At 68.4% G+C, this 21,615-nt stretch carries 23 protein-coding genes; 14 read left to right on the forward strand and 9 right to left on the reverse strand.

Features of this window, described 5'->3' with window-relative positions:
• The first annotated feature begins 97 nt into the window (after positions 1 to 97).
• On the forward strand, positions 98 to 301 hold the full coding sequence (locus OHB49_RS41300) for a cold-shock protein (protein WP_030932662.1): 204 nt from the start codon (positions 98 to 100) through the stop codon (positions 299 to 301).
• Positions 302 to 566: 265 nt separating this feature from the next.
• Here the strand turns inward: OHB49_RS41300 and OHB49_RS41305 are convergent, their stop codons facing one another.
• Together OHB49_RS41305 and OHB49_RS41310 are read right to left on the reverse strand one after the other, a co-directional pair.
• On the reverse strand, positions 567 to 1,745 hold the full coding sequence (locus tag OHB49_RS41305) for a GDSL-type esterase/lipase family protein (RefSeq protein WP_329166140.1): 1,179 nt from the start codon (positions 1,743 to 1,745) through the stop codon (positions 567 to 569).
• Between the two features lie 93 nt (positions 1,746 to 1,838).
• Positions 1,839 to 2,408 (reverse strand): TetR/AcrR family transcriptional regulator, encoded by a 570-nt coding sequence (locus tag OHB49_RS41310; protein ID WP_329166142.1) that lies wholly within the window; start codon positions 2,406 to 2,408, stop codon positions 1,839 to 1,841.
• Positions 2,409 to 2,479: 71 nt separating this feature from the next.
• Here OHB49_RS41310 and OHB49_RS41315 point away from each other — a divergent pair, with 71 nt between their 5' ends.
• The 6 genes from OHB49_RS41315 to OHB49_RS41340 all read left to right on the forward strand — a co-directional run bounded on the left by OHB49_RS41315 (position 2,480) and on the right by OHB49_RS41340 (position 6,915).
• On the forward strand, positions 2,480 to 2,971 hold the full coding sequence (locus tag OHB49_RS41315) for an FBP domain-containing protein (RefSeq protein ID WP_329166144.1): 492 nt from the start codon (positions 2,480 to 2,482) through the stop codon (positions 2,969 to 2,971).
• 433 nt (positions 2,972 to 3,404) lie between these two features.
• A complete protein-coding gene (locus tag OHB49_RS41320) occupies positions 3,405 to 3,923 on the forward strand; it encodes a hypothetical protein (protein ID WP_030976282.1) in 519 nt (172 codons plus the stop codon).
• Between the two features lie 82 nt (positions 3,924 to 4,005).
• Complete coding sequence (locus tag OHB49_RS41325) at positions 4,006 to 4,848, forward strand: DUF4097 family beta strand repeat-containing protein (protein ID WP_329166145.1); 843 nt, start codon at positions 4,006 to 4,008, stop codon at positions 4,846 to 4,848.
• Positions 4,849 to 4,937: 89 nt separating this feature from the next.
• Positions 4,938 to 5,951 (forward strand): ATP-binding cassette domain-containing protein, encoded by a 1,014-nt coding sequence (locus OHB49_RS41330; protein WP_443079695.1) that lies wholly within the window; start codon positions 4,938 to 4,940, stop codon positions 5,949 to 5,951.
• A complete protein-coding gene (locus OHB49_RS41335) occupies positions 5,948 to 6,739 on the forward strand; it encodes an ABC transporter permease (protein WP_329166147.1) in 792 nt (263 codons plus the stop codon). Before OHB49_RS41330 ends, OHB49_RS41335 begins: the two co-directional genes overlap by 4 nt.
• Before the next feature lie 23 nt (positions 6,740 to 6,762).
• Positions 6,763 to 6,915, forward strand: coding sequence for a hypothetical protein (locus OHB49_RS41340; protein WP_329166148.1), 153 nt, complete (start codon positions 6,763 to 6,765; stop codon positions 6,913 to 6,915).
• A 47-nt stretch (positions 6,916 to 6,962) separates the two neighbouring features.
• On the opposite strand, the gene thpR is transcribed toward OHB49_RS41340, so the two are convergent.
• The gene (thpR, locus tag OHB49_RS41345; protein ID WP_030976287.1) at positions 6,963 to 7,559 is read right to left on the reverse strand and encodes an RNA 2',3'-cyclic phosphodiesterase; all 597 of its coding nucleotides are present in this window, start codon (positions 7,557 to 7,559) and stop codon (positions 6,963 to 6,965) included.
• A 534-nt stretch (positions 7,560 to 8,093) separates the two neighbouring features.
• On the opposite strand from thpR, the gene OHB49_RS41350 reads away from it, so the two are divergent.
• The 4 genes from OHB49_RS41350 to OHB49_RS41370 all read left to right on the forward strand — a co-directional run bounded on the left by OHB49_RS41350 (position 8,094) and on the right by OHB49_RS41370 (position 13,912).
• Entirely contained in the window at positions 8,094 to 9,374 is a 1,281-nt protein-coding gene (locus OHB49_RS41350) for a hypothetical protein (protein WP_329166150.1), read from the forward strand.
• Positions 9,375 to 9,897: 523 nt separating this feature from the next.
• The gene (locus tag OHB49_RS41360; RefSeq protein WP_329166151.1) at positions 9,898 to 11,178 is read left to right on the forward strand and encodes an MFS transporter; all 1,281 of its coding nucleotides are present in this window, start codon (positions 9,898 to 9,900) and stop codon (positions 11,176 to 11,178) included.
• Between the two features lie 862 nt (positions 11,179 to 12,040).
• A complete protein-coding gene (locus tag OHB49_RS41365) occupies positions 12,041 to 12,781 on the forward strand; it encodes an IPT/TIG domain-containing protein (RefSeq protein WP_329166153.1) in 741 nt (246 codons plus the stop codon).
• A gap of 117 nt (positions 12,782 to 12,898) precedes the next feature.
• Positions 12,899 to 13,912 carry an IPT/TIG domain-containing protein gene (locus OHB49_RS41370; protein ID WP_329166155.1) on the forward strand — a complete coding sequence of 338 codons (1,014 nt, stop codon included), beginning with the start codon at positions 12,899 to 12,901 and terminating at the stop codon, positions 13,910 to 13,912.
• A 446-nt stretch (positions 13,913 to 14,358) separates the two neighbouring features.
• Here the strand turns inward: OHB49_RS41370 and OHB49_RS41380 are convergent, their stop codons facing one another.
• From OHB49_RS41380 to OHB49_RS41390, 3 genes are read right to left on the reverse strand one after another with little or no spacing between them, the layout of a single operon-like run.
• Entirely contained in the window at positions 14,359 to 15,123 is a 765-nt protein-coding gene (locus OHB49_RS41380; protein ID WP_329166157.1) for a hypothetical protein, read from the reverse strand.
• On the reverse strand, positions 15,124 to 15,312 hold the full coding sequence (locus tag OHB49_RS41385) for an MmyB family transcriptional regulator (RefSeq protein WP_443079696.1): 189 nt from the start codon (positions 15,310 to 15,312) through the stop codon (positions 15,124 to 15,126).
• A 38-nt stretch (positions 15,313 to 15,350) separates the two neighbouring features.
• Positions 15,351 to 15,989 carry a TetR/AcrR family transcriptional regulator gene (locus OHB49_RS41390; protein ID WP_329166159.1) on the reverse strand — a complete coding sequence of 213 codons (639 nt, stop codon included), beginning with the start codon at positions 15,987 to 15,989 and terminating at the stop codon, positions 15,351 to 15,353.
• A 164-nt stretch (positions 15,990 to 16,153) separates the two neighbouring features.
• On the opposite strand from OHB49_RS41390, the gene OHB49_RS41395 reads away from it, so the two are divergent.
• Complete coding sequence (locus tag OHB49_RS41395) at positions 16,154 to 16,891, forward strand: SDR family NAD(P)-dependent oxidoreductase (RefSeq protein WP_329166161.1); 738 nt, start codon at positions 16,154 to 16,156, stop codon at positions 16,889 to 16,891.
• A 566-nt stretch (positions 16,892 to 17,457) separates the two neighbouring features.
• The gene (locus OHB49_RS41400; protein WP_030976295.1) at positions 17,458 to 17,937 is read left to right on the forward strand and encodes a lamin tail domain-containing protein; all 480 of its coding nucleotides are present in this window, start codon (positions 17,458 to 17,460) and stop codon (positions 17,935 to 17,937) included.
• Between the two features lie 444 nt (positions 17,938 to 18,381).
• On the opposite strand, the gene OHB49_RS41405 is transcribed toward OHB49_RS41400, so the two are convergent.
• Positions 18,382 to 18,594, reverse strand: a complete 213-nt coding sequence (locus OHB49_RS41405) for a hypothetical protein (protein WP_329166163.1) — start codon at positions 18,592 to 18,594, stop codon at positions 18,382 to 18,384.
• A 281-nt stretch (positions 18,595 to 18,875) separates the two neighbouring features.
• On the opposite strand from OHB49_RS41405, the gene OHB49_RS41410 reads away from it, so the two are divergent.
• Positions 18,876 to 19,241, forward strand: a complete 366-nt coding sequence (locus OHB49_RS41410) for a hypothetical protein (RefSeq protein ID WP_329166164.1) — start codon at positions 18,876 to 18,878, stop codon at positions 19,239 to 19,241.
• 298 nt (positions 19,242 to 19,539) lie between these two features.
• Here the strand turns inward: OHB49_RS41410 and OHB49_RS41415 are convergent, their stop codons facing one another.
• Both OHB49_RS41415 and OHB49_RS41420 read right to left on the reverse strand, forming a co-directional pair.
• Positions 19,540 to 20,274: a GbsR/MarR family transcriptional regulator gene (locus tag OHB49_RS41415; protein ID WP_030976301.1), complete on the reverse strand. Its 735-nt coding sequence runs from the start codon at positions 20,272 to 20,274 to the stop codon at positions 19,540 to 19,542.
• 765 nt (positions 20,275 to 21,039) lie between these two features.
• Positions 21,040 to 21,513 (reverse strand): carboxymuconolactone decarboxylase family protein, encoded by a 474-nt coding sequence (locus OHB49_RS41420; protein WP_329166165.1) that lies wholly within the window; start codon positions 21,511 to 21,513, stop codon positions 21,040 to 21,042.
• Between the last annotated feature and the right edge of the window lie 102 nt (positions 21,514 to 21,615).

A 21,615-nucleotide genomic window follows, 5' to 3' on the forward strand; every position in this document is an offset into this window, starting at 1 on the left:
CGCCCTGGCGTGGGCGTTTTGCTGTGCAGTGCGGGACCAGGACGATCACCTCCGGGTTCGCGCGGTGCGGATCCGATATCGACTGAGAGGCACGAGCATGGCCAGCGGAACCGTCAAGTGGTTCAACTCCGAAAAGGGTTTCGGCTTCATCTCCCAGGACGGCGGCGGACCGGACGTCTTCGCGCACTACTCCAACATCAACGCAAACGGCTTCCGTGAGCTCCAGGAAGGCCAGGCCGTGACCTTCGACGTCACCCAGGGCCAGAAGGGCCCGCAGGCCGAGAACATCACGGTCGCCTGACCGGCGACTGGGCATCACACGGCTCCCGGAGCGCAGGCTCCGGGAGCCGTCTGCATCCCGTCGGGAGGCGTGGCGGGGTGCCCCGGTCGCCTGCACGCCCGCCGCAGCCGAACAGGGCTGCTGTGCGTTCTTCGACTTCACCCTGCATCTGACCCCCGAGGCCCTCCAGCTGAACGTGTGCGCGCCCGAGAGCGCCGCCGAGATGCTGGCCGGCCTGTTCGGAGTACCCGCATGACTGCCCGCGGTCTGCGTGGCCGGGATCTGATCAGCCGGTCGTGGCGGCGAAGGGGCCGCCATCGCCGAACGCGAGCCGCGCGAAGTTCTCGCCGATGCGTCGGTGTCCTGGGGCGTCAGGATGGACCTCGTCGGGCAGTGGCAGTTCGGCGTAGTCCTTCTCGCCGTAGAGATCACGGCCGTCGAGGTAGTGCAGGTTCGGGTCGTCGGCCGACCGCCGTTCGACGATCCGGGCGAGTTCGTCGCGGATGACGGTGAGTGTCAGGCGTCCGGCGGCGCGTTCGGCGGGATCGCCCGTGGCCTTGAACCGCAGGGTCCCGCCGTCGAAGTCGGGCGCGAGGGGGCCGGGGGTGTCCTCCTGGACCGGGCACAGGATGGGGGACACGACCAGCAGCGGCGTGGTCGGATGTCCCTCGCGGATGGTGTCGAGGAAGCCGTGGACTGCGGGGGTGAAGGCGCGCAGGCGCATCGCGTCGGTGTTGACGAGATTGATGCCGATCTTGAGGCTGATCAGGTCCGCGGGGGTGTCCCGCATCGCACGGGCGGTGAACGGGTCGAGCAGCGCGCTGCCGCCGAACCCCAGGTTGACCAGCTCCACTGAGCCCTGGGCCGAGGCCAGGGCCGGCCAGATGGCGGTCGGGTGGGCGGCGTTCGAGCCGTGGCTGATGGAACTGCCGTGGTGCAACCACACCCTGCGCCCGTTGTCCGGTGCCGGCTCGAGCGGCGCATCGGTGCGCAGGGCGATCAGCTCGGTGATCTCCGTGTGCGGAAGCCAGATCTCGACGTCCTTGTCACGCGCCGGCAGATCGGTGAACCGGGCGGTGCCGGCAGGCCCCTGACGCAGTTCGGCGGACTGGGTGACCATGTCGGTGATCGTGTGGACGTTCCCGCCGGTCACGGTGGCCTGGGCGGCGAGTCGGCCGTCGACCAGCAGGTCGTATACGCCGTCCGCCGGGGCCGGGAAACCTCGGTAGACCCGCTTGGTGGGCAGCGTGTCGAGTTCGATGGTGGTGGCCCGGGTGCGGAATGCCAGCCGCACGCCGGAGGGCTGGGCCTCGGCCAGGGCCAGTTGGTTGTCAGGGATCTGTCGGCGAGCCCGAGCGGGCAGGCGATGCGGCAGCAGGCCGTGCGCGGTCCGTTCCACGTCAAGGAAACCGCGCAGCATGTCCGCGGTGACAGGTGTGGTGATCCAGTCGTGCTCAGTGTTCATTGCCCCAGCCTGTTGATCAAGATTTTTCGGATTGTTGAGATGCGCCGGTGCGCGGTGCGGCAGGCCCCGTCCGGCGGTGCGGTCTCTTGCTGGTCAGGGTGTGGTCCAGTTGCGCAGCAGGGCGTCCAGGTGGTCCAGGATCCAGGTCCAGGTCTCCTGCGAGTCGACGGCGGTGTGGCTGAAGCCTCCGGCCATCTCCAGGCTGACGTAGCCGTGGAAGACGCTGCCCAGCATCCGGACCGCGTGCGTCTGGTCCGGCTCCGTGAGGTCGTAGCCGCGCAGGATCGCCCGCGTCATCTGTGCGTGCCGAACGCCGGCGCTGGCGGCCGCCGTCTCGGGGTCGAGCCTTAGACGGGCGGCGGCGTAGCGGCCGGGGTGTTCCCGGGCGTAGTCGCGGTAGGCATCCGCGAAGGCGGTCAGGGCGTCCTTGCCGGCCCGCCCGGCCAGGGCGGCGGCGACTCGGTCGGCGAGTTCCTCCAGCGCGAACAGGGCGATCCTGGTCTTGAGGTCCTCGGAGTTCTTCAGGTGCGAGTACAGACTCGCGACCTTGACGTCGAACCGCCGGGCGAGTGCCGAGACGGTCACCTGGTCGAAGCCGACCTCGTCGGCCAGTTCCGCCCCCGCCCGGGTCAGACGCTCCGTGGTCAACCCTGCTCGAACCATAACCTTCCTCCCATTCGGCGACAACCATTATGTATTTGCCTAACACCTTTAGGCAAATTAGCATGCCGCGCATGAATCCGCTGACTGAGCAAGAGATCCGTGCCGCGTTCGTGAACTGCACCAAGGGCGAGGCGAAGCGCCCGTCCGTCCCCCGCGACCTGGCCGTGCGGCCCTGGGGCGACCTGGACTTTTTCGGCTGGCGGGATCCCCAGGCCCCCGACCGTGCCTATCTCGCCGCCGAGCCGGACTGCCGACCGGTGGCGCTCGCCCTGCGCTGCCCCAGTGCCGTCTCGTGGCAGATGCGGCGCAGCATGTGCTCGATGTGCGTGACCACCCACACCGGGGGCGTCTCGCTGATGGTTGCCGCGAAGGCGGGCAGGGCCGGCCGGCAGGGCAATTCCGTGGGCGCCTACATATGCAGCGATCTCGCCTGCTCGCTCTACGTGCGGGGCAAGAAGGACGCGGGCGTCGGTGCGCGGCTCCATGAGTCGCTCACCCTGGAGGAGAAGATTCAGCGGACCGTCGTGAACCTCGCCAGGTTCATCGCCAAGGTCACCGCATGAACCATCCCGACACGCCCGTCACGCCAGGCCCGTGCACCACGACCCCTTGCGCTGCAGACGCGACCACGCGGTGACACCGCTCGCCGGTGCGTTTCGGTTCGATGGCCGTGCCGGCCGTCATGGCCGACGGGCGGCGCACGAACGGGTGGCGAAGGGTGGGGTGGGCTCGGCCCGGCGGCAATTGTGAGGCGGGGGCAGGTCGCCTTGCGGCATCGCATGGCGTCATGTGGCGTCGGATGGCGCCATCCGGTGCCATCCAGTGCCGTCGAGCGCCATTCCGTGCTCCCAAAAGTGCGTGAACGCGCATGGCGCCACAATCGCCCAGGTAGGCGCCATGATGTTTTCGCAGGTCAGAGCTATCACGTCAGTCGCCGACCCGGCGATGTCGCCTCATGGCTTGTGCGTGGAGCCATAATGGTGCCATGATGGCGTCATGGACCTCACTCCGTATGTCGACAACCTCCGCCGTGAACTCGCGGTGGCCGCCGAAGCCGGCGGCGACGAAGCCCGCGAGCTGGCGGAGAGGCTCACTGCTCCCCTGGAGTCGGCGACCCGGCTGACCATGCTCAATGTGCTCTCCGCCGCGATGGACGAGATCACCCGCGAACTCGCCCCCGGCTCGGTCGACGTACGGCTGCGCGGGCTCGACCCCGACTTCGTGGTGACACTGCCGCCCACCGACGGCGGCGCCCCGGCGGAGCCGGCCGTGCCCGTCGAACCGCTCAAGACCCCGGCCCCGGCCGACGGCGACGAGGGTGGCACCGCTCGCGTCAATCTGCGTCTGCCGGTCCACCTCAAGGTCCGTGCCGAGGAGGCCGCGAGCCGCGAGGGCCTGTCGGTCAACGCGTGGCTGGTGCGCATCGTTTCGGCCGCGGTCGACGGCGGCGCCCGGCCACGTACGACGGAGAAGACCCAGACCGTCGGACAGAGCTTCACGGGCTGGGTGCGCTAGCCGCGCCTGCGCCTGCACCGCTTCACCCATACCACGTCCCACCAGCGGGGACGTCCCAAAGGCCCAAGAGGACGGGACAGCCATGCCTTCTTTCGACACTCCCGAACCGATCTCGGTCACCGCGCACGTGGAGGCCGGTTCCATCCAGTTCACCGCGGGCGACCGCCTCGACACCGTCGTCGAGGTGCGGCCCCGCGACCCCAAGCGGGACCAGGACGTGCGGGCGGCCGACCAGACCGAGGTCACGTGCGCGGGCGGTGTGCTGACCATCAGGACGCCCAAGTCCAATCTGTTCGGCCGCACCGGCACCGTCGACGTGACGGTCGAACTGCCCACGGGCTCGCGCATCGACATGACCGGCGCCTGGGTCCAGGTGCTCGGAGAGGGCCGGCTCGGCGAGGTCCGCGTGAAGACCTCGTCCGGCGACGTCCGCCTCGACACGACCGGCCCGCTGCAGCTGGCCGCGTCGCACGGCTCGATCACCGTGGACCGGGTCGAGGGCATGGCCGAGATCAGCACCAGTTCCGGCAGCCTGCGCATCGGCGTCGTCGACGGCCCCGCGGTCCTGAAGAACTCGCACGGCACCACGACCGTGGGCGCCGCAACCGGGGAGCTGCGGGTGAGCGGCGCCAACGGCGACATCGAGATCCGGAGCGCCGAGGACTCGGTCACCGCCACCACCGCCCACGGCACCCTGCGCGTGGGCGACGTGGCCCGCGGCACCGTCCAGTTGGAGACCTCCTACGGCGCCATCGAGGTCGGTGTCCGCGAGGGCACGGCCGCCTGGCTCGACGTCAGGTCGGGCTCCGGCCAGGTGCGCAACACGCTCACCGCGTCCGAGGCCCCGGAGAAAACCGAGGACACCGTCAAGGTCCGTGCCCGCACCCGGCACGGCAACATCGACGTCCGCCGCGCCAAGGCCTGAGCTCCTCCGTACTCAGCATCACCTTCAAGTCACCAATTTCCCTTGCTAGCTCAGCCTTCGAACGGGAGGGTTCCATGCCTTCTTCTGTCATGCCCACGTCCAGGCCGGATCACGGTGACCCGTCGCCGGTCGCCGTGTCCGCCGTCGGTCTGCGTAAGTCGTACGGCGACAAGACCGTGCTCGACGGCATCGATCTGCGTATCCCGGCCGGGTCCGTGTTCGCGCTGCTCGGGCCCAACGGCGCCGGCAAGACCACCGTCGTGAAGATCCTCTCGACTCTGATCAGCGCAGACGCCGGCTCCGGCGAGATCCACGTCGGCGGCCACGACCTCGCCGCCGACCCGCAGGCGGTCCGCGCCGCGATCGGCGTCACCGGACAGTTCTCCGCTGTCGACGGGCTGATCACCGGCGAGGAGAACATGCTCCTGATGGCGGACCTGCACCACCTGTCCAAGAGCGAGGGGCGGCGCGTCGCCGCCGAACTCCTCGAGCGCTTCGACCTGGTGGAGGCGGCGAAGAAGCCCGCCTCCACCTACTCCGGCGGCATGAAGCGCCGCCTGGACATCGCGATGACGCTGGTCGGCAACCCGCGGATCATTTTCCTCGACGAGCCGACCACCGGCCTCGACCCGCGCAGCCGCCACAACATGTGGGGGATCATCCGTGAGCTGGTCTCCGACGGCGTCACGGTCTTCCTCACCACCCAGTACCTGGAGGAGGCCGACGAGCTCGCCGATCGCATCGCGGTCCTCAACAACGGCAGGATCGCCGCCGAGGGGAGCGCCGAGGAGCTGAAGCGGATCGTCCCCGGCGGGCACGTGCGACTCCGGTTCACCGACCCGACCGCGTACCAGTCCGCCGCCGCCGCGCTGCGCGAGGCCACCGGGGACGACGAGGCGCTCGCGCTGCAGATCCCCAGCGGCGGCAGCCAGCGCGAACTGCGCTCCATCCTCGACTGGCTGGACGCGGCCGGTATCGAGGCGGACGAGCTGACCGTGCACACCCCCGACCTCGACGACGTGTTCTTCGCCCTGACCGGCGGCACCGACCCACAGCCCGGCCAGTCCAGCCTGCCCAGCCAGCCCAAGGAGGCTGTCCGATGAGCTCCCTGTCCCTCACCGTGCGCGACTCGTCCACGATGCTGCGCCGCAATCTGCTGCACGCGCGGCGCTACCCGTCTCTCACCCTGAACCTGCTGCTGACGCCGATCGTCCTGCTGCTGCTGTTCGTCTACGTCTTCGGCGATGTGATGAGCGCAGGCATCGGTGGTGGCGGCGCCGACCGCTCGGAGTACATCGCCTACCTCGTGCCGGGCATCCTGCTGATGACCATTGGCGGCACCCTGGTCGGGACCGCGGTGTCCGTCTCCAACGACATGACCGAGGGCATCATCGCCCGCTTCCGCACCATGGCGATCCACCGCGGTTCCGTCCTCATCGGCCATGTCATCGGCAGCGTGCTGCAGGCGGTCATCAGCGTGGTTCTTGTCGGTGCCGTCGGTGTGGCCATCGGCTTCAGGTCCACGGATGCCACGCCCCTGGAGTGGCTCGCGGCGTTCGGCCTGCTCGCGCTGTTCGCCCTGGCGTTCACTTGGATCGCGGTCGGGATGGGCATGGTCAGCCCGAGCGCCGAGGCGGCCAGCAACAACGCGCTGCCGCTGGTCTTCCTGCCGCTCATCTCCAGCGCCTTCGTCCCGGTCGACGCGATGCCGGGGTGGTTCCAGCCGATCGCCGAGTACCAGCCGTTCACCCCGGCCATCGAGACCCTGCGCGGGCTGCTGCTCGGCACCGAGATCGGCAACAACGGGTGGATCACCATCGTCTGGTGCCTGGGGCTGGCCGTCCTCGGCTACTTCTGGTGCAAGTCGCTGTTCAACCGCGACCCGAAGTAGCGGGAGAAGGGCCGGTCAGCAGCTTGCCGGCTGCGGCCCGCAGTTCGTCCCACTCCAAGGGCGGCGTACTCCGACACCGCGTCGGCGTACGCCGCCCCGTCCGCGTCATCGACCGTCTGCCGGGCCCGCGCCGCCACGGTGCTGTCATCGCCCAGCGCCTGATGCGCGAGTTCTGAGGGGGCGCCCGAGGTGATCACGATTCCCCAGGCCGCCGTTGGTTCGTTCAAGATCCAGCGGAGTTCCCGTTGCCGAGGGACCAAGCCTCGATGTCGCGGTAGTGGATCGGTCCGCGGCTACGGCCGACGTTGCTGCCGACCAGGTGCAGACGTTCGGCAGGCCATCGCCGTCCGGTGAATCCGGCGAACCCTTCGGCGATTTCTCCTGCCGAGGATCGATCTCCTCGGCGGGCGCGGGCCAACGTCAGATGGGGGCGCAGAGGCCGATCCTCGACGGCGACCCCGCAGTCCTTGATGGCGGTACGCACATCGGCGGCGAGCATGTGCAGCTCATCGAGGTCCCCGTCGATTCCGCTCCACAGCACCCGGTCGTCGAAGGTTCCGCTGCCGCGTAGTGCCAAACAGAGTGGTTGGTGGTCCGCTGCGAGGTCGGCGAGAGGCGGCCGCAGGAGCGGGACCGTCTCGGCCGGTAGCTCCCCGAGGAACGCCAGGGTGATGTGCCAGTCTTCAATGCGGTTCCACCGCATGTGCGGGTGTGTGTCATAGGCGGGGCGCAGCTCCCGGGCCAGTTCTTCTTTCGCGTGGTCGGGCGGGGCGAGGGCGATGAACACGCGAACGGTCGCGCGCTGAGTCTGATCGTTCACACCGGACTTCGTACCGCACCCGGTAGCGGAATGCGATGGCGGGTACCGCAGGAGAGGCGCTCGCGATGCCGGGGAAGCCACTTCTGGCGGGTGGCGACAGGGCCGCGCCGCCGGAACCACAGACCAAGGAAGGGGGACGTGGCAGCTGGGAGGTGCCCCCGCGCGCACGCTCGCTGCGTCAGCCGACAGCTCACGTAGGACCTCGCGCGTCGGACGCGGGCGCTGCTACCCGTCTGACCCACACCGTCGCGTCGCGACCGACCTGACTTGAGAGTTGGGGCTTCGCCCGCATCAGACACGGGGCAGGGTCAGGAACTACCGACGCCGCGGAGAGCGACGCCCGGGCCACCTGCGCGCTCGGGTTGACCACCAGCCGAACCCCAACGATTGCCAACGCGTGAAATCTCCGGCTGTGGCGTTGCCGTCGAGGCGCCGGGCATGAAAGATCAAGAAGCCGCTGAGCTGGGTTTCCTGCTGGCCTTTCGCCCTGCGGTCTACGACGTGCGGCCGATCAAGAACCTGACGGAGCAGTGAATGACCTCGACCAGTTCGAACTTTCCCGGGCGTCCGACTCGCCGGACAGTGCTCGCTGCCGGAGCCGCGGTTGCCGGTATCGCAGCCTTCGGTACTGCCCCGGCTCGTGCCGACGCCGCTCACCGTGCGCGCGGCGCCTCGCGTGACGGGAGCGGCGTCGGCGCGTCGCTCTACTCGATCGTCGAGGGCTACAGCCGGTGGCCGATCCACCGGACCGGGACTCGGGAGGAGTCGGCTGCCCTCACGTGGCTCGAGCGCGAGTTGCGGGATCGGGGTGCGGTCACCGGCCTGTGGGGCTACAACTATCCGCACTACCAGTGGAAGGCCGAGGTCCGGGTCGGGAAGGTTCGCGTGCCGACCGTTCCGCTGTACTACGAAGGCGTCGGCCGGGTGAATGGCCGCGCGGAGTTCGTGCGGCCTGTGACGACCAGCAAGGACGGAAGCGACCCGGCGGTGCTCGCAGCGGTGGCCGAGGCCGCCCGGTCCGGAGCCGCGGTGGCGTTGCTGCCCACGACCAGTACGACCGCCGGTGGCTACCCGTCGTACGACGGGCTGGTCGGCTACAACAGCGACCCCGATGTCGAGAAGACCGGCGTCCCGACGCTGCTCGTCCCTGGACGTGTCGCGGACCGAATCCAGGAGTACGGCGCCGACGTCGACTTCACGGCGCGGACCATTCCCGCACGTTCGTTCTGCCTGACGGGTTGGTTCGGCACCCGGAAGCCGATATCCGACCCCATCGTCGTCACCACCCCCCTGAGCGGATGGTTCACCTGCGCAGCCGAGCGCGGGACCGGCATCGCGCTGGCGTTGGCACTGGCCGCCGAGCTTTCACGCGAACACCCGGTGTTCTTCCTCGGCAACACGGGCCACGAGCTGAACAACTACGGTGTCCGGGCCTATCTGGCCGACGAGTTCGATCTCGAGCCACGCGCGGTGTTCCACCTGGGTTCCGCGCTCGCCGCAGCCGCCGTCGGGCCCGACGGGCGCTTTGCATTGGTGCCCCGGGGCGCGGCAAGCAATCCGGGTTTCGACGCGGTTCCCGGGCTCGCCGCCGACCTCGCCGCCGCGAGGTTCAACCAGGCGGCCAAGTTCCCCGGTGAAGGCGCGGTGTGGAACACGGTCCTGGGGCCGTCGGCCCCGCTGCTGTCCCTGGCAGGGAACTTCCGCGAGTTCCACACCCCTGACGACCTGCCCCGGGTGACGACCTCTCCCGAGATGCTGGAGCAGGCCTACAACGCGGTGCGGGCCGCAGCGCGCGACCTGATCTCCGCCACCTGACTTCTCCCTGGGTGCCCCGGCCTGCAGCCTGACTTCAGACCCCCACCGAGATCGCTTCTCGGTGGGGCGTGCAGGGCGCCGACTTCTCGCAACACCGGAGCTCTGCCGGTTAGGAAGTGGGGGGCGGCCGGCCCGTGATGTCGACGTTTTCCTCCGCCGGGCGGGAGCCGACACAAGGCTGGTCGCGCCGCGCGGGAGCAGCGCCTCGGGTAGATCGTCCGTCGCGTCCGGCGTCCGCGACCGCTTCGGTCGCGGCCTGGACCTACTGGGCCAGGACAATCAAGACATGCGCCGATTCGTCTGGACAGGCCGACTCGGGGCGCCTACAGTCACCGCATTCGAACGGCTGAGACCGGTCGAGACCATTCGTGAGACTTCTGCCCGGTGACGGAGTCGGCGTGGGGTGCGTGTCCCCGCTCCACGCCAGCACTGGACGGTTCCAGGTGACGACCACGGGTCGGTGAATTCCGGACACCGACGACCCCATGTGGTCCGCCCCGCCGGGCAGCGAAAGGGCCCCGCCGTGTCGTCGGCGACCTACCGCACCCTGCTGCGCACTCCCGGCGCCGCAGCCTTCTTTCTGACGGCCGCCGTCGGCCGCGTCGGCATCGCGATGACCAGCCTCGGAATCGTCTGGCTGGTGCACGGTCAGACCGACTCCTATGCCGATGCCGGTCTGGTGACCGGCGGCTTCGCCGTCGCCGAGGCTCTGGCCGGGCCCCAACTCGCCCGGTTGATCGATCGCTTCGGCCAGACCCGGGTACTGCCACCCGCGCTACTCGCCCACGCCGCCTCGGTGGCCACACTGCTGACGCTGGTCGCGGACGGAAGCCCGAGCTGGCTGATGACAGCGGGCGGGGTGCTGGTCGGCGCGACCATCCCGCAGCTCAGCGCACTGTCCGCGGCCCGCTGGTCGGCGCTGCTGCGCGGCGACCGGGCGGCGGGGCTGCCCACAGCGTTCGCGCTGGAGTCGCTCAGCAACGCGCTGGGCTACCTGGCCGGCCCGGCCCTGGTCAGTACTATCGGAGCGGGCGGGTATCCGGCGCTCGGCACGGTACTTGCCGCCGTGCTGGTAGTGGTTGGCGGACTGGCCTTCGCCGCGCAGCATCGCACCGCACCACCGGTGTCCCCCTTCGCCGAACGCACTCGAGCACGCGGCTCACTGCTGCGGCCCGGATTTGCGGTGCTGGTCGGCCATAACCTCGCTATCGGCGTGTACTTCGGCGCCATGCAGGTATCGGTGACAGCCTTCGCGGTGGAACACGGCGCGCCCGACGCAGCCGCTCCGCTCTTCGCTGTGTCCAGCAGCAGCGGCCTGCTCGCCGGCTGGCTGTACGGGCTACGCCGGTGGCGCGCCGAGCCGCAGGTGCAGCTGGCGGCGGGCACGGCCGGGCTGGCTATCGGCAGCCTGTTGCTGTTCGCGGCCGGCTCACCGCTCGGGCTCGGGTTCGTGATGGTGTTGACCGGCGCGGCAGTCCCTCCCATCTTGGTGCTCTTCTCGTTGCTGGCTAAATCTGCCGTCCACCGGGCCGTCCTGACCCAGGCGTTCACCTGGCTGAACTCCGCCGGCGCGGCGGGCGCGGCCGGTGCGGCGGCAGCCTCCGGCTGGGCAGTTGACACATTCGGTGCGCCTGGCGGCTTCGTTGCCGCCACAACGGCCGCCGCCACGATGGCAGTACTGGCCGCAGCCGGTATCCGCGCACGGTACGGGCTGAAGCAGCAACTCGCCCGCCAAGAGCCGACCAGCCCGCAAGGGCAGCCGCGTGATGAGAACACCATGCCCGGGTCACGGCCGCCCACCTGATTGCCCCGACGAAGGCGACGACGCATGACCACCTGGGCCTCCAGCACCTCCTGGGCCCCGCGGTGGGTGGCAGACCATCCGGCACCCGCCTGGTGTGGAAGGCTCGCACGGCAGACGGCGTGATTCCAAAGCCGCCCACCTTGCGCGCACGCGACAGATCATGCACGTTCGCGGCGGCCGAAAATCGATTGGTCGCCCCGCATGGTGTGCCTTCCGTACGGAAGACATCCATTTCCGTGTCGGGAGTGATCGGTCGATCGGATGGTCTGTCTACGCGTTGCATAACTCGCTCTATTTGGAGCGCACTTGAGGAATTCTGACGTTGCTCCGGACGAAGGCCGGCTCCGCATCCGAGGCAACGGGCAAGGAGCGGAGTAACGATTCTCTGCCGCACCGAAATTGCAAGTGCATCTCTCTGCACTCCTCGACCTTGCAGATTCGTTCGAGATTAGCGAACGAGAGCGAGACGGAAATCAGCAATTCTCATGATCCCGTCATGAGGGGGTTGTGCCCAGGCTGGCACAGATGGGTCAATAGACACAGCTGAGCTGCACGGTAGGCCCACTCCCACGACTGGGCCGGCGACGGCGCGGCACGTTCGAACGGCCAGGCTCCGCCGACGGCGGTGTCATTCCCCCTCCCCAACCTACTCCTTGGTGCCCCGCGTCCAGGGGCAAGCATGTGAATCCGGTCGACAGCCGTCGACCCCACGGAATACGAGCTCATGCAGGGAGCACCCGGTTTCCCCTGTGTACCGCCAATTTCAATGCGGTGCACGCGTTGCTGACGAGCAACGACACATGGCTCGCCGGGCAGAGCAACACCTCGTCCAAACCATTGGTTTGCCCTCTAGGAGGTCACCATGCCCATTTCTCCGAACCAGGGATCCACGGGCGGCGGCACAACCGTCACCATCACCGGGGTCAACCTTGCTGGTGCTTCTTCCGTGAGGTTCGGAAGCAAGCCGGCCACAATCACCGCCAACACCCCGACTTCCGTGACCGTGACCTCCCCCTCGGGCAGCGGTACGGTCCCCGTCACGGTGACCACGGCCGCAGGCGCGAGCAACCCGCTCAACTTCTATTACATCGGCGCGCCGTTCAAGGCCTCGCTGAGTGCTGCTTCGGGGCCCTCGGCCGGCGGTAACACCGTCACCATCAGCGGCACCGGTCTCGCAACCGCATCGTCCGTCGCCTTCGGGGGCAACAACGCAACCCCGACCGTCACCTCCGACAGCCTGCTGAGCGTCACCGTTCCTGCCGGCAGCAGCGGCTCGGTCGGCGTGAGCGTCACCACCACGGGCGGTGCGAACAACGGGTTCTCCTACACCTACGTAGATCCACCCACGATCACCTCGCTGGCACCGACGTCAGGTTCGACCTCCGGAGGCACCGCGGTCACGATCACCGGAACCGACCTGTCCACCACCGAGTCGGTCACCTTCGACGGCGTGACCGCGCCGTTCGGGGTGATCAACAGCACCACGGTGTCAGCGGTCACACCGCCCGGCAGCGCGGGCGCGGTCGATGTCGTCGTCAGCACAACCGGCGGAAGCGCCACCGCAGCCGCCGGTTTCACCTACGTGGCGGGCGCCGGAATCTGACCGACGCTCTCTTCCCGGCACACGCCGGACGAGCAGGCGGCCCGGGCACCCGGAAGGCGCCCGGGCCGCCACCGTTCCACCAATGGCCGTATCCGTTCACCGTTGCGAAGAGGCACCATGACGACACCTGGTCTGACGAGCCTGTCTCCCAATCAAGGACCGACCGCGGGCGGCACCACGGTGACACTCACCGGGACCGACCTCGGCGACGTGACAGCTGTCCGCTTCGGCACCACAGCAACCGCGTTCACGATCGTGTCCGCCACGCAGATCACCGCCACCGCCCCTCCCGGATCCGAGGGAACCGTCCAGGTCACCGCCATCAGCCCAGGCGGCATCAGCGGAGGGCTGTCCTACTTCTACATCGCACTGCCGACCCTGACGGGCGTGTCTCCCGGTCAAGGACCCATGGCGGGCGGCACCACGGTGACACTCACCGGAACCAACTTCAGCCAAGCGACAACCGTCCGCTTCGGAACTGCAACGGCTTCGTTCTCGGCCCCGTCCGCCACGCAGATCAGCTCCACCGCCCCCTCGGCCCCTGCCGGAACCCCGGGACCGGCCCAGGTCACCGTCACCGGCCCCGGCGGAACCAGCGAAGGGCTGCCCTACTACTACGTCGCGCTGCCGACCCTGACAGCCGTGTCTCCCGGTCAAGGACCCACCACGGGCGGCACCACGGTGACACTCACCGGAACCAACCTGCTCAACGCCACCACCGTCCGTTTCGGTGCCACACCAGCTGCGTTCTCGGTCGTGTCTGCCACACAGATCAGTGCCACCGCCCCTCCCGGATCCACGGGGCTCAGCCAGATCACGGTCATCACCCCAGGCGGCACCGGGGGAGGGGTGGCCTTCCAATACGTCGCGCTACCCACCCTGACGGGGCTGTCTCCCAACCAAGGACCCACCACGGGCGGCACCACGGTGACACTCACCGGAACCAACCTCGGCGACGTGACAGCTGTCCGCTTCGGCACCACAGCAACCGCGTTCACGATCGTGTCCGCCACGCAGATCACCGCCACCGCCCCCACCGGATCGGCTGGAGCCGTCCAGGTCACCGTCACCAGCCCAGGCGGCACCAGCGCGGGACTGACCTACACCCGGACCGCGCTCCCCGGCATCTGAGCGGCCGCAGGCGCCTGCTGAGTCCCGGGTCAAGACCCCGACGGGACGGTTGAAGGACGGCGTCAGAGCAGCGGTGGCCGCGTGGCCTCCCGGCTGCGTCCCCTCCCATACGGGCACACCGCGCTCCAGGAGCAGACGACGGACGAGGCTCTCGTGCTGGTGAGTGGACATCGCGCTCAGCAGCCCGAGAGCCTCGTCGGTCAGGCACTACCGACCACCACCTGCTCGCTGGCGAACGTGAGGAAGCTCGGCCGGTACGAGCGGCATCACCTTACGGTGCGCAAGCCGCGTGGACGGTCACGAAGAGACTTGGGTGCCGGCCTCGGGCATACCGATGTGGTCGAACACCAGAACTTCGGGGACGGCGCGGTTCCGGATTACGTATGCGGCGACACGGATTCTGGGTCGGGTCATCCCGGCATTGTCAGTCATCTGTGCCTTTCATGCTAGCCGGGGCCGTATCGGCTCCAGGTTCCGCCTGCTTCGGTGACCAGCCGTGCGGCTGTCTTGTCGTGGTAACCGAGCGCCTTCGCGATGACGGGGGCCGTGGCTTGGAGGACAAGTTGGCGGATCGCGGAGGTCCTGCCGCGCTGCGGCGGGACGCCGATCTTCCGCAAGTGGACTTGGAGGCTGACCGGGTTCATCGGCTGTCCGGGCTGACGGCCGGGGAAGAGCCACCGTGGGTTCCTGCTGCTGGCACAGGGCAGGTATTGGCGGGACTGCATGTGGGCCCTCAACAGGTCGGCGACCGGCTCCGGCAGTGGGGGCGGCGGGTCTCCCAACTGGACGGTGACGGTGACCTCGTCGATGGTGAGGCGGACGTTGCGGCTGACCGGTTGCGTATAGAGGAGAACGAGCGCAGTGGCGACCCGGGCCCGCAGGGCCAAGGAGTTGTCATTGAGGACCTGGCGGAGCATCGCGTGCCGGCGGTGCTGGTGCAGCGGTTCCGATTCCTGAGTGATGGCCGCGGGCGGCAGCGTGAGGCGGGGCGTCCGGCCGGTCTTCATGCACCACCGCAGGAATGACTGGGCCGGAGGGCGGGTGGCCAGATGCTCGGTGTGCCAGGCATCGATATCGGCCTGCCGGCACTGCCCGATGGCACGTCCTCGTCTGGCGAGCGATGCGAGGAAGGCGCCAGCCTGGGTGGCTTCCTGCTTGGTGTGGTTGGTCTGGGAGCGTCCCAGCGGTCCCTTCTCCGCCTTGGTCCGCAACTACGACGCCTCGGAGTCCTGTGTCCAGGCCAGACAGTCGTGACTGGGTGTGCCGGGCTCGGCGGTCAGCGTGATGAGCTGCTGGTCGGGGTCGGCGGTGCTGGTGAGGAAGGACCAGTCGAGGGTGAGCTCGCCGGCGATCGGATGGTTCAAGGTCTTCTCACCCGGGCCCGGGACGGCGACGTCAATGCTGGCTGGTCGAAAGGCTCGCCACCATCAACGACCGGTCAGGTGAGTGCAGAGTCGGTGAGCTCCGGACGGAGGGGCGGCCGATGTGGCAGTGCGCTCGGGGTGGCGGTGCGCAGCCCGTCGAGGGCCAGTTCGAGGTAGCGGCGCCAGGCTTGCGGCTGCGTAGCGAGCAAGGGCGCTGCTGTCTGGTGGATGCCGCCGAGCAGCAACACGATGTCCGTTCCGGTGATGTCGCCGCGGATGGCGCCTTGGTCGCGTGCGCGAGCGGTGAGTGCCTCCACGGCGACGCAGAGTTCTGCGATTGCATCCCGCACCTCGGAGTGCTGCAGTGACGGGCGCCCGATCACTTCGCAGAAGGCGCGGTCGGCGGCCAGTGCCTCGACGCCGTTGGTCATGAACTCCCGTAGCGCCGCGGGCGCGTCGTCGGCGTCGAGAAGTCGGCCCGCCGAGCCGGCGAGCCGGTCCAGCAGCCGGAGCATGATCGCTGCCAATAGGTCTTCCTTGGTGGGGAAGTGCCGGAACACGGTGCCCTTTGCGAGGCCTGCGCGCTGGGCGATCTCGCCCATCGACGCTTCCAGGCCGTGTTCGGCGAAGGCTGCGGCCGCGGCGTCCAGCAGGAGGCGTCGATTGCGCACCATGTCCGCCCGCTGGCCGGGAGTGGTTGTCGCATCAGTCATCGGTGCCTCCCTCCGCTGTGTACCGTATCACAACATGACCGATGGGTCAGATTAGCTGTTACGCTCAAGGTGACCCAGCGGTCATCTTTTCTTTCATCGGCGCCTGCTGCCTGGCAAACCTGGCGGCCCGGGCTCCGAACCACCAACTCCCCGGGAGGGAAAACGTGAGCACCACCCTGGAAGGAAAAGTCGTCCTCGTCACCGGCGCGTCCTCGGGCATCGGTCGGGCCACCGCACTCGCCCTGTCGAAGTCGGGAGCCCGGGTCGCAGTCGGAGCTCGGCGGGCCGATCGACTGAAGGCCCTGACAGAGGACGCCTCCGGCGAGATGCTCCTGCTCGAGCTGGATGTCACCGACCGCCGGTCGGTGAATGATGCGATCGCGGCAACCGTTGAGCACTTCGGAGCCCTCGACGTCCTCGTGAACAATGCGGGCGTCATGCTCAGCAGTCCGATCCTCGGCGCGGACACCTCCGAGTGGACTCGTATGGTCGAGACCAACCTGCTCGGATCGATGTACATGGTCCACGCGGCTCTGCCTCACCTGCTTGAGGCCAAGGGCTCGGTGGTGCAGGTCTCCTCGACCTCGGGACGGGCGGCATCAGCCACGAGCGGCGTGTACGCGGCTACGAAGTTCGGCATCAACGCCTTCTCCGAAGCGCTGCGGCAGGAGGTCACCGCGCAGGGCGTGCGCGTCGTCGTCATCGAGCCTGGATTCGTCGCCACCGAGCTCACCAGCCACATCACGGACCCGGCCATCCAGGCCGCGGCCAAGAGCATGGCCGAGTCGATGCGAACCCTCCAGCCCGAGGACATCGCCGCCGCAGTCGTCTACGCGGTCACCCAGCCCGAACATGTCGCCGTCAACGAGATCCTGATCCGACCGACTGACCAGACCCGATGAACCCGGGGCGATCCCGCAGCCGGACCGTTTCGTGGCAGGGCTGCGGGCCGCTCCGCCGGTGACCTCGGATGCCCCCGTCCGGCCTTGGAGGCCGCGCGCCGTTCCCGTTCGCGATTGCCGCACCCCCTGACCACCCGTCGGGCACAGGCCGGTTGCGTGCTGGTCGGGACCTCGACAAACCGGGCTGCGTCGATCGGGTGTGTGGTCATGCGATGTGCGTCTGAATTGGGCGGTGTTGTGGCTGTTACCGATGGGTGTGCTGCCGGACGGGTGGCTCACGGGGCGGTGTGGCAAGGCGTGTGGGGGAGATGAAAGTGGCTTGCTGTCGGCTGTGGGGCGGGTGCGTGCATCCGGCAGCCGGTGTCAGGGGCACGCCCGGGCGCGGTGCCTGATCCATGCAACCGCGCGTTACGGAAATGTCCGCATTAAGTAACACGAACTGGTGTCGCTGTCGGCGGTGGGGGAGTTGTCGCAGGGTGTGGGTTCTCGGCCTGAGGGGCCGGGACCCGCACCGCGCAGCATGGCCCTTGACCGGGTCCTGGGCGCCTTCACCTGAGGGGACGTCAATGTCTGCTTCTCGTACCGTCCGCCGTATTGCCGCTACCGCTCTGGCGGCCGGTTCCGTCGTCGCCGTGGTGGCGATGCCTGCTTCCGCCGACAGCGACAACGGTCACGGGCACGGCCGCCACCAGTCGTACTCCACCGTTGTCCTCGGCGACATCCAGTACGACAGTCCCGGCCGTGACGACTGGTCGAACCAGTCCCTGAACAGGGAGTGGGTCGAGGTCACCAACACCGGCCGCCGCGCGGTCAATCTCCGCGGATGGTCGCTCACGGACCGGAGCGGCAACCTGTACCGGTTCGACGACCTGCGCCTGGCAGGCCGGGCCACGGTCCGTGTCCACACCGGGCGCGGCAATGACACCCGCCGGGACGTCTACCAGGACAGCCGGGACTACATCTGGAGCAACTACGCCGACAAGGCCACCCTGCGCGACGACCACGGCCGCACCGTGGACACCCACTCCTGGGGCTACCGCCGCTGACCCGACCCCACCACTGATGCTTCTGGCCCGGCGTGCCACCGCTCACACAGGGCGGTGGCACGCTGTATGTCGCGGCGCCCCTGCTGGGGGTGGCCTCCGGCTGACACTGCGTGTGGTGCGGGTGCCGGCATCAGCATGGGACACGGCTGCCTTCTCGTCCCCGGCGCCCTGGCGGTGAGCCGGGATGCGCGCCGTTCGTACGGACTGCTGACCGATGGCCTGAACAACCCCGAGGACCTCGACCTCTCCGACCGCGCCACCGCTCCGGCCGGCACGGCGTCACCCCGGCGAACATGCGCACCCGGCCATGCTGGTGAGGAACGCGATCGGCTCGCAGGGCGAGGGGGCTGCTGTTGAACAACCGGTCGCCCTGTGCGCCATCGCAGCCACCTGTGGCGGGAGGGGGTCGTCCTGGGCGTCTACGTCGTCTCCGTCCTTGGTGGGTCAGTCGGGCAGGGGTACACGGATGACTGGGTCGAAGGGGCGCTTGTTGAATCCGGAGCGCACATTGCGACAGTTGGGCGCCTTGCACATGAAGAACCCCTCGACATTCTTCCGGCTTGTGCGCTCCTTGAGCCAGGACTTCTCCAGGGATGTGAGGGGACGATGTGGTTCGTCGGAGTCGCAGGTGTAGCAAAACTTCGTGATGCTTGGCACGACACCTCCTGAGACGGGCGGGCTGGCCAGTGAGGAGCATATGGGGGCATGTTGGGCGACGGACAGCGTACAACCGGCCGTCTCCGCCGAGCAGGGGTCTGGCGGTATCGCGTCGTCGTGGAAGGCGCCTCCGTCACGCCGGAGTCGTTTCGCGCCGGTACGCGGACGGGCGTGACCCGTTGGCCCCGGTTGCGACACATACCTGGCCCGACACCTACTCATGCGGATCTGAGTAGTTGCCCTCAGGCGCGAGGTGGTTGTGGTCCTTTACTGTCCGGATCATGAGTTCGGTTCGGGATCTCACCAGTGCTTTCGCTTCAGCCTGCCGGCCGCAGGTGGCTGCCGCGCGTAGGAGGACTGGTGCGTGCTCGCTGCTCCTGGGCGCCGCTGCCGTGGCCATGTTCGGCTGCCCCTGGCTGCCGTCCGTTTTCCCGAACTGGATCCGGTACTTCCCCGTCTACCTGATCGTGCCCGTGGGTATCTGCGCGGTCGTCTCCGGCGTCGGCGCCCTGCGCGACATGAGGGGGCAGGAGGTGGCTGACCGCCGCCGCGCGCGGGCCGGGATCCTTCTCGGTTTGGTCGCTATCACCGTGCCGGTCGCTGTCGGCGTCTGGGCCTGCTGGGTGCTCAGCAACAGCTACGGATGACCAAGCGGAACAACGCTTCTCCCCGAAGTCCTGGTCCGAGTAGCCAGGCTCGGGGCGGGCTGCTCGCTGCGATGGCTGTGCATCGTCCGGTCTCGCTGGTCGCCCGCGGTCCTGGACTCGTGGGACCCGGACCGGTTCGTGGCGCCACGTACGTCCGACGTGTGTGTCGAGCTCGTTTACGACCACGCACGATGCGCTCATCCGGGCCGTTTTGGTCAATGCAGCCAATGCGCTGCGGCTCCAGGCAGGGCTGTCCGAGGGCGCACCGTTGGTTGTGTGTCGGCGATCTGAACGTGGTTCAGGTGGTGCTGTCCGGGGTTGTTTCGGGTTTCGTGTGGAGGATTTCGCGGGCTTGTTCTGCGGCGCGGGCGATGCTTTCGGAGACGAAGTCGAGGAAGCGGGCGATGTTCTCGAGGCGGGTGGCGGCGGGGGTGCCGGGGCCGAGGATGGCGACGCCCTGCCGTGAGGTTTCGACGAGTTGGGCGGTGGACCGGGCGCTGGCCATCATGGACTGGTACCAGACGTCGTCGTCGACGACGTAGCGGTCGCGGCGGCGTTCGTCGCGTTCCCGGCGGACGAGGCCCTGGCTCTCGAGGAAGGCGATCGCTTTGGAGACCGACGCCGGGCTGACCTGGAGGCGCTGGACGAGTTCGGCTGCGGTGAGGCTGCCGGTGTCGGTGAGGGTGAGGCAGGCCATCACCCGGGACATCATCGTGGGCGCGCCCGTAGCCATGATGACGTTGGTGAACACCTCTTCGTACTCGCGCACCGCTTCGGCGTCGCGTCCGTGGGGCTGCGGGGGTGCTTCCGCTTCCCGGGGCGCGGCCCGCCTGCGTCGGTGGGCGCGGCGTTCGGTGGCGCGGTGGGCCAGTTCGGCGCGGTAGGTGGTGGGGCCGCCGTTGCGCATCACCTCCCGCGTGATTGTCGAGGTCGGGCGGTCCAGGCGTCTGGCGATCTCCGCGTAGGCGAGGCCGTCGGCCAGTCCCAGCGCGATCTGCTGGCGTTCGGGCTGGGTGAGTCTGCCTCCCGGCATCACGGTCTCCTTCGTCGGGCTGCGATGTCTCCACTATAGCGTTCACCTTCAATTCATTGCAATGAGTCGTCGAATGTCGTTGCGTTAATCGGATGATTGTTGCAACGACTCTCGTCTTTCACCTGCACTGTTGGTGATTGTGCGCAACGAGCGGATTGGGGAATGCTAAAACGCAACGTAGCTTTTCCGTCATCGGAAACACAGAAGCGAAGGAGAGCACGATGTAGAAGCCGGACACCCCCGCCCCCGTCTCGGCCGTCCAGGACATCCCCGCGGGACGTATCCGGTAAAGGCCGGTGACGCCCTTCTCGAGCCCGGGGGCGACGTGATCCACTACCAGTGCGCCAACAACCTTCCGGACGCGCAGTCGCGGCCGGTGGTGACCATGTTCGCGCCGCCGGGTGCCCCGGTTCTGACCGTGGTCAGCAGCCCCTGTCGGGTGTCCGAACGTCCTGCCGGCGCTGAGACACGGTCCGATTCGGTGCACAGCTCACCCCGGTGTAACTGCGCCGCGCGGCGGGTCGTTGGTGGTGTACCGCGTGGTGCACAACCGTCCCCGCGGACACGCGATGACGGACCTGAGCGCAGCTCGCTGCATGCATGACTTCAGGCCCGGAAAGGCTTGCAGGGACGCCGTGTTGCTCCACACCGAAGTGGGTGCGGAGTAGTGCCCCCCATTCACCATTTTGGGCCGTTCGATATCCGCCTCCCGGTCGTACGCGTCCGGCCGGACCGTATACGTCCGGCCGGACCGTACGCCGTCGCTCAGCCGAACTGGCCAACCTGATAGCTGCCGGCCGGCTGCTGGTTGATGATGTTGATGCGGTTGTAGCTGTTGATGATGGCGATGAGAGACATCAGCGCGACGAGCTGGTCCTCATCGAAGTGCTTGGCGGCGTTCGCCCAGGCCTCGTCGGTCACCCCACCGGCCGCGTCAGCGATCCGGGTGCCCTGCTCGGTCAGTTCCAGCGCGGCGCGCTCGGCCTCGGTGAAGACCGTTGCCTCACGCCAGGCGGCGATCAGGTTGAGCCGCACCGAGGTCTCCCCGGCGTGCGTTGCCTCCTTGGTGTGCATGTCGGTGCAGAAGCCGCAGCCGTTGACCTGGCTGGCCCGGATCTCCACCAGATGCTGAACGGTGTCCGGCAGCGCCGAGTCCGCCAGCACTTTGCTGGCCGAGACGAGGTGCTTCAACACCTTGGCCGCGAGGGGACTGGCGTAGTAGTTGAGACGCGATTCCATGGGATCTCCTAACCCAGTTGCAGATACACAACGGTGACCGGGCAGCCCGGCAAAGTGTGACGCCAAGGGCTGTGTGATGTGGGTCTCCGTGGCCATGCCATC

Source organism: Streptomyces sp. NBC_01717 (assembly GCF_036248255.1).
Lineage (GTDB): Bacteria > Actinomycetota > Actinomycetes > Streptomycetales > Streptomycetaceae > Streptomyces.

Excerpts from the sequence above, each read along its gene's own strand:
- OHB49_RS41300 (WP_030932662.1), top strand. The coding sequence starts at position 98 with ATGGCCAGCGGAACCGTCAAGTGGTTCAACTCCGAAAAGGGTTTCGGC.
- OHB49_RS41305 (WP_329166140.1), bottom strand. The coding sequence starts at position 1,745 with ATGAACACTGAGCACGACTGGATCACCACACCTGTCACCGCGGACATG.
- OHB49_RS41310 (WP_329166142.1), bottom strand. The coding sequence starts at position 2,408 with ATGGTTCGAGCAGGGTTGACCACGGAGCGTCTGACCCGGGCGGGGGCG.
- OHB49_RS41315 (WP_329166144.1), top strand. The coding sequence starts at position 2,480 with ATGAATCCGCTGACTGAGCAAGAGATCCGTGCCGCGTTCGTGAACTGC.
- OHB49_RS41320 (WP_030976282.1), top strand. The coding sequence starts at position 3,405 with ATGGACCTCACTCCGTATGTCGACAACCTCCGCCGTGAACTCGCGGTG.
- OHB49_RS41325 (WP_329166145.1), top strand. The coding sequence starts at position 4,006 with ATGCCTTCTTTCGACACTCCCGAACCGATCTCGGTCACCGCGCACGTG.
- OHB49_RS41330 (WP_443079695.1), top strand. The coding sequence starts at position 4,938 with ATGCCCACGTCCAGGCCGGATCACGGTGACCCGTCGCCGGTCGCCGTG.
- OHB49_RS41335 (WP_329166147.1), top strand. The coding sequence starts at position 5,948 with ATGAGCTCCCTGTCCCTCACCGTGCGCGACTCGTCCACGATGCTGCGC.
- OHB49_RS41350 (WP_329166150.1), top strand. The coding sequence starts at position 8,094 with ATGACCTCGACCAGTTCGAACTTTCCCGGGCGTCCGACTCGCCGGACA.
- OHB49_RS41365 (WP_329166153.1), top strand. The coding sequence starts at position 12,041 with ATGCCCATTTCTCCGAACCAGGGATCCACGGGCGGCGGCACAACCGTC.
- OHB49_RS41370 (WP_329166155.1), top strand. The coding sequence starts at position 12,899 with ATGACGACACCTGGTCTGACGAGCCTGTCTCCCAATCAAGGACCGACC.
- OHB49_RS41390 (WP_329166159.1), bottom strand. The coding sequence starts at position 15,989 with ATGACTGATGCGACAACCACTCCCGGCCAGCGGGCGGACATGGTGCGC.
- OHB49_RS41400 (WP_030976295.1), top strand. The coding sequence starts at position 17,458 with ATGTCTGCTTCTCGTACCGTCCGCCGTATTGCCGCTACCGCTCTGGCG.
- OHB49_RS41410 (WP_329166164.1), top strand. The coding sequence starts at position 18,876 with ATGAGTTCGGTTCGGGATCTCACCAGTGCTTTCGCTTCAGCCTGCCGG.
- OHB49_RS41415 (WP_030976301.1), bottom strand. The coding sequence starts at position 20,274 with ATGCCGGGAGGCAGACTCACCCAGCCCGAACGCCAGCAGATCGCGCTG.
- OHB49_RS41420 (WP_329166165.1), bottom strand. The coding sequence starts at position 21,513 with ATGGAATCGCGTCTCAACTACTACGCCAGTCCCCTCGCGGCCAAGGTG.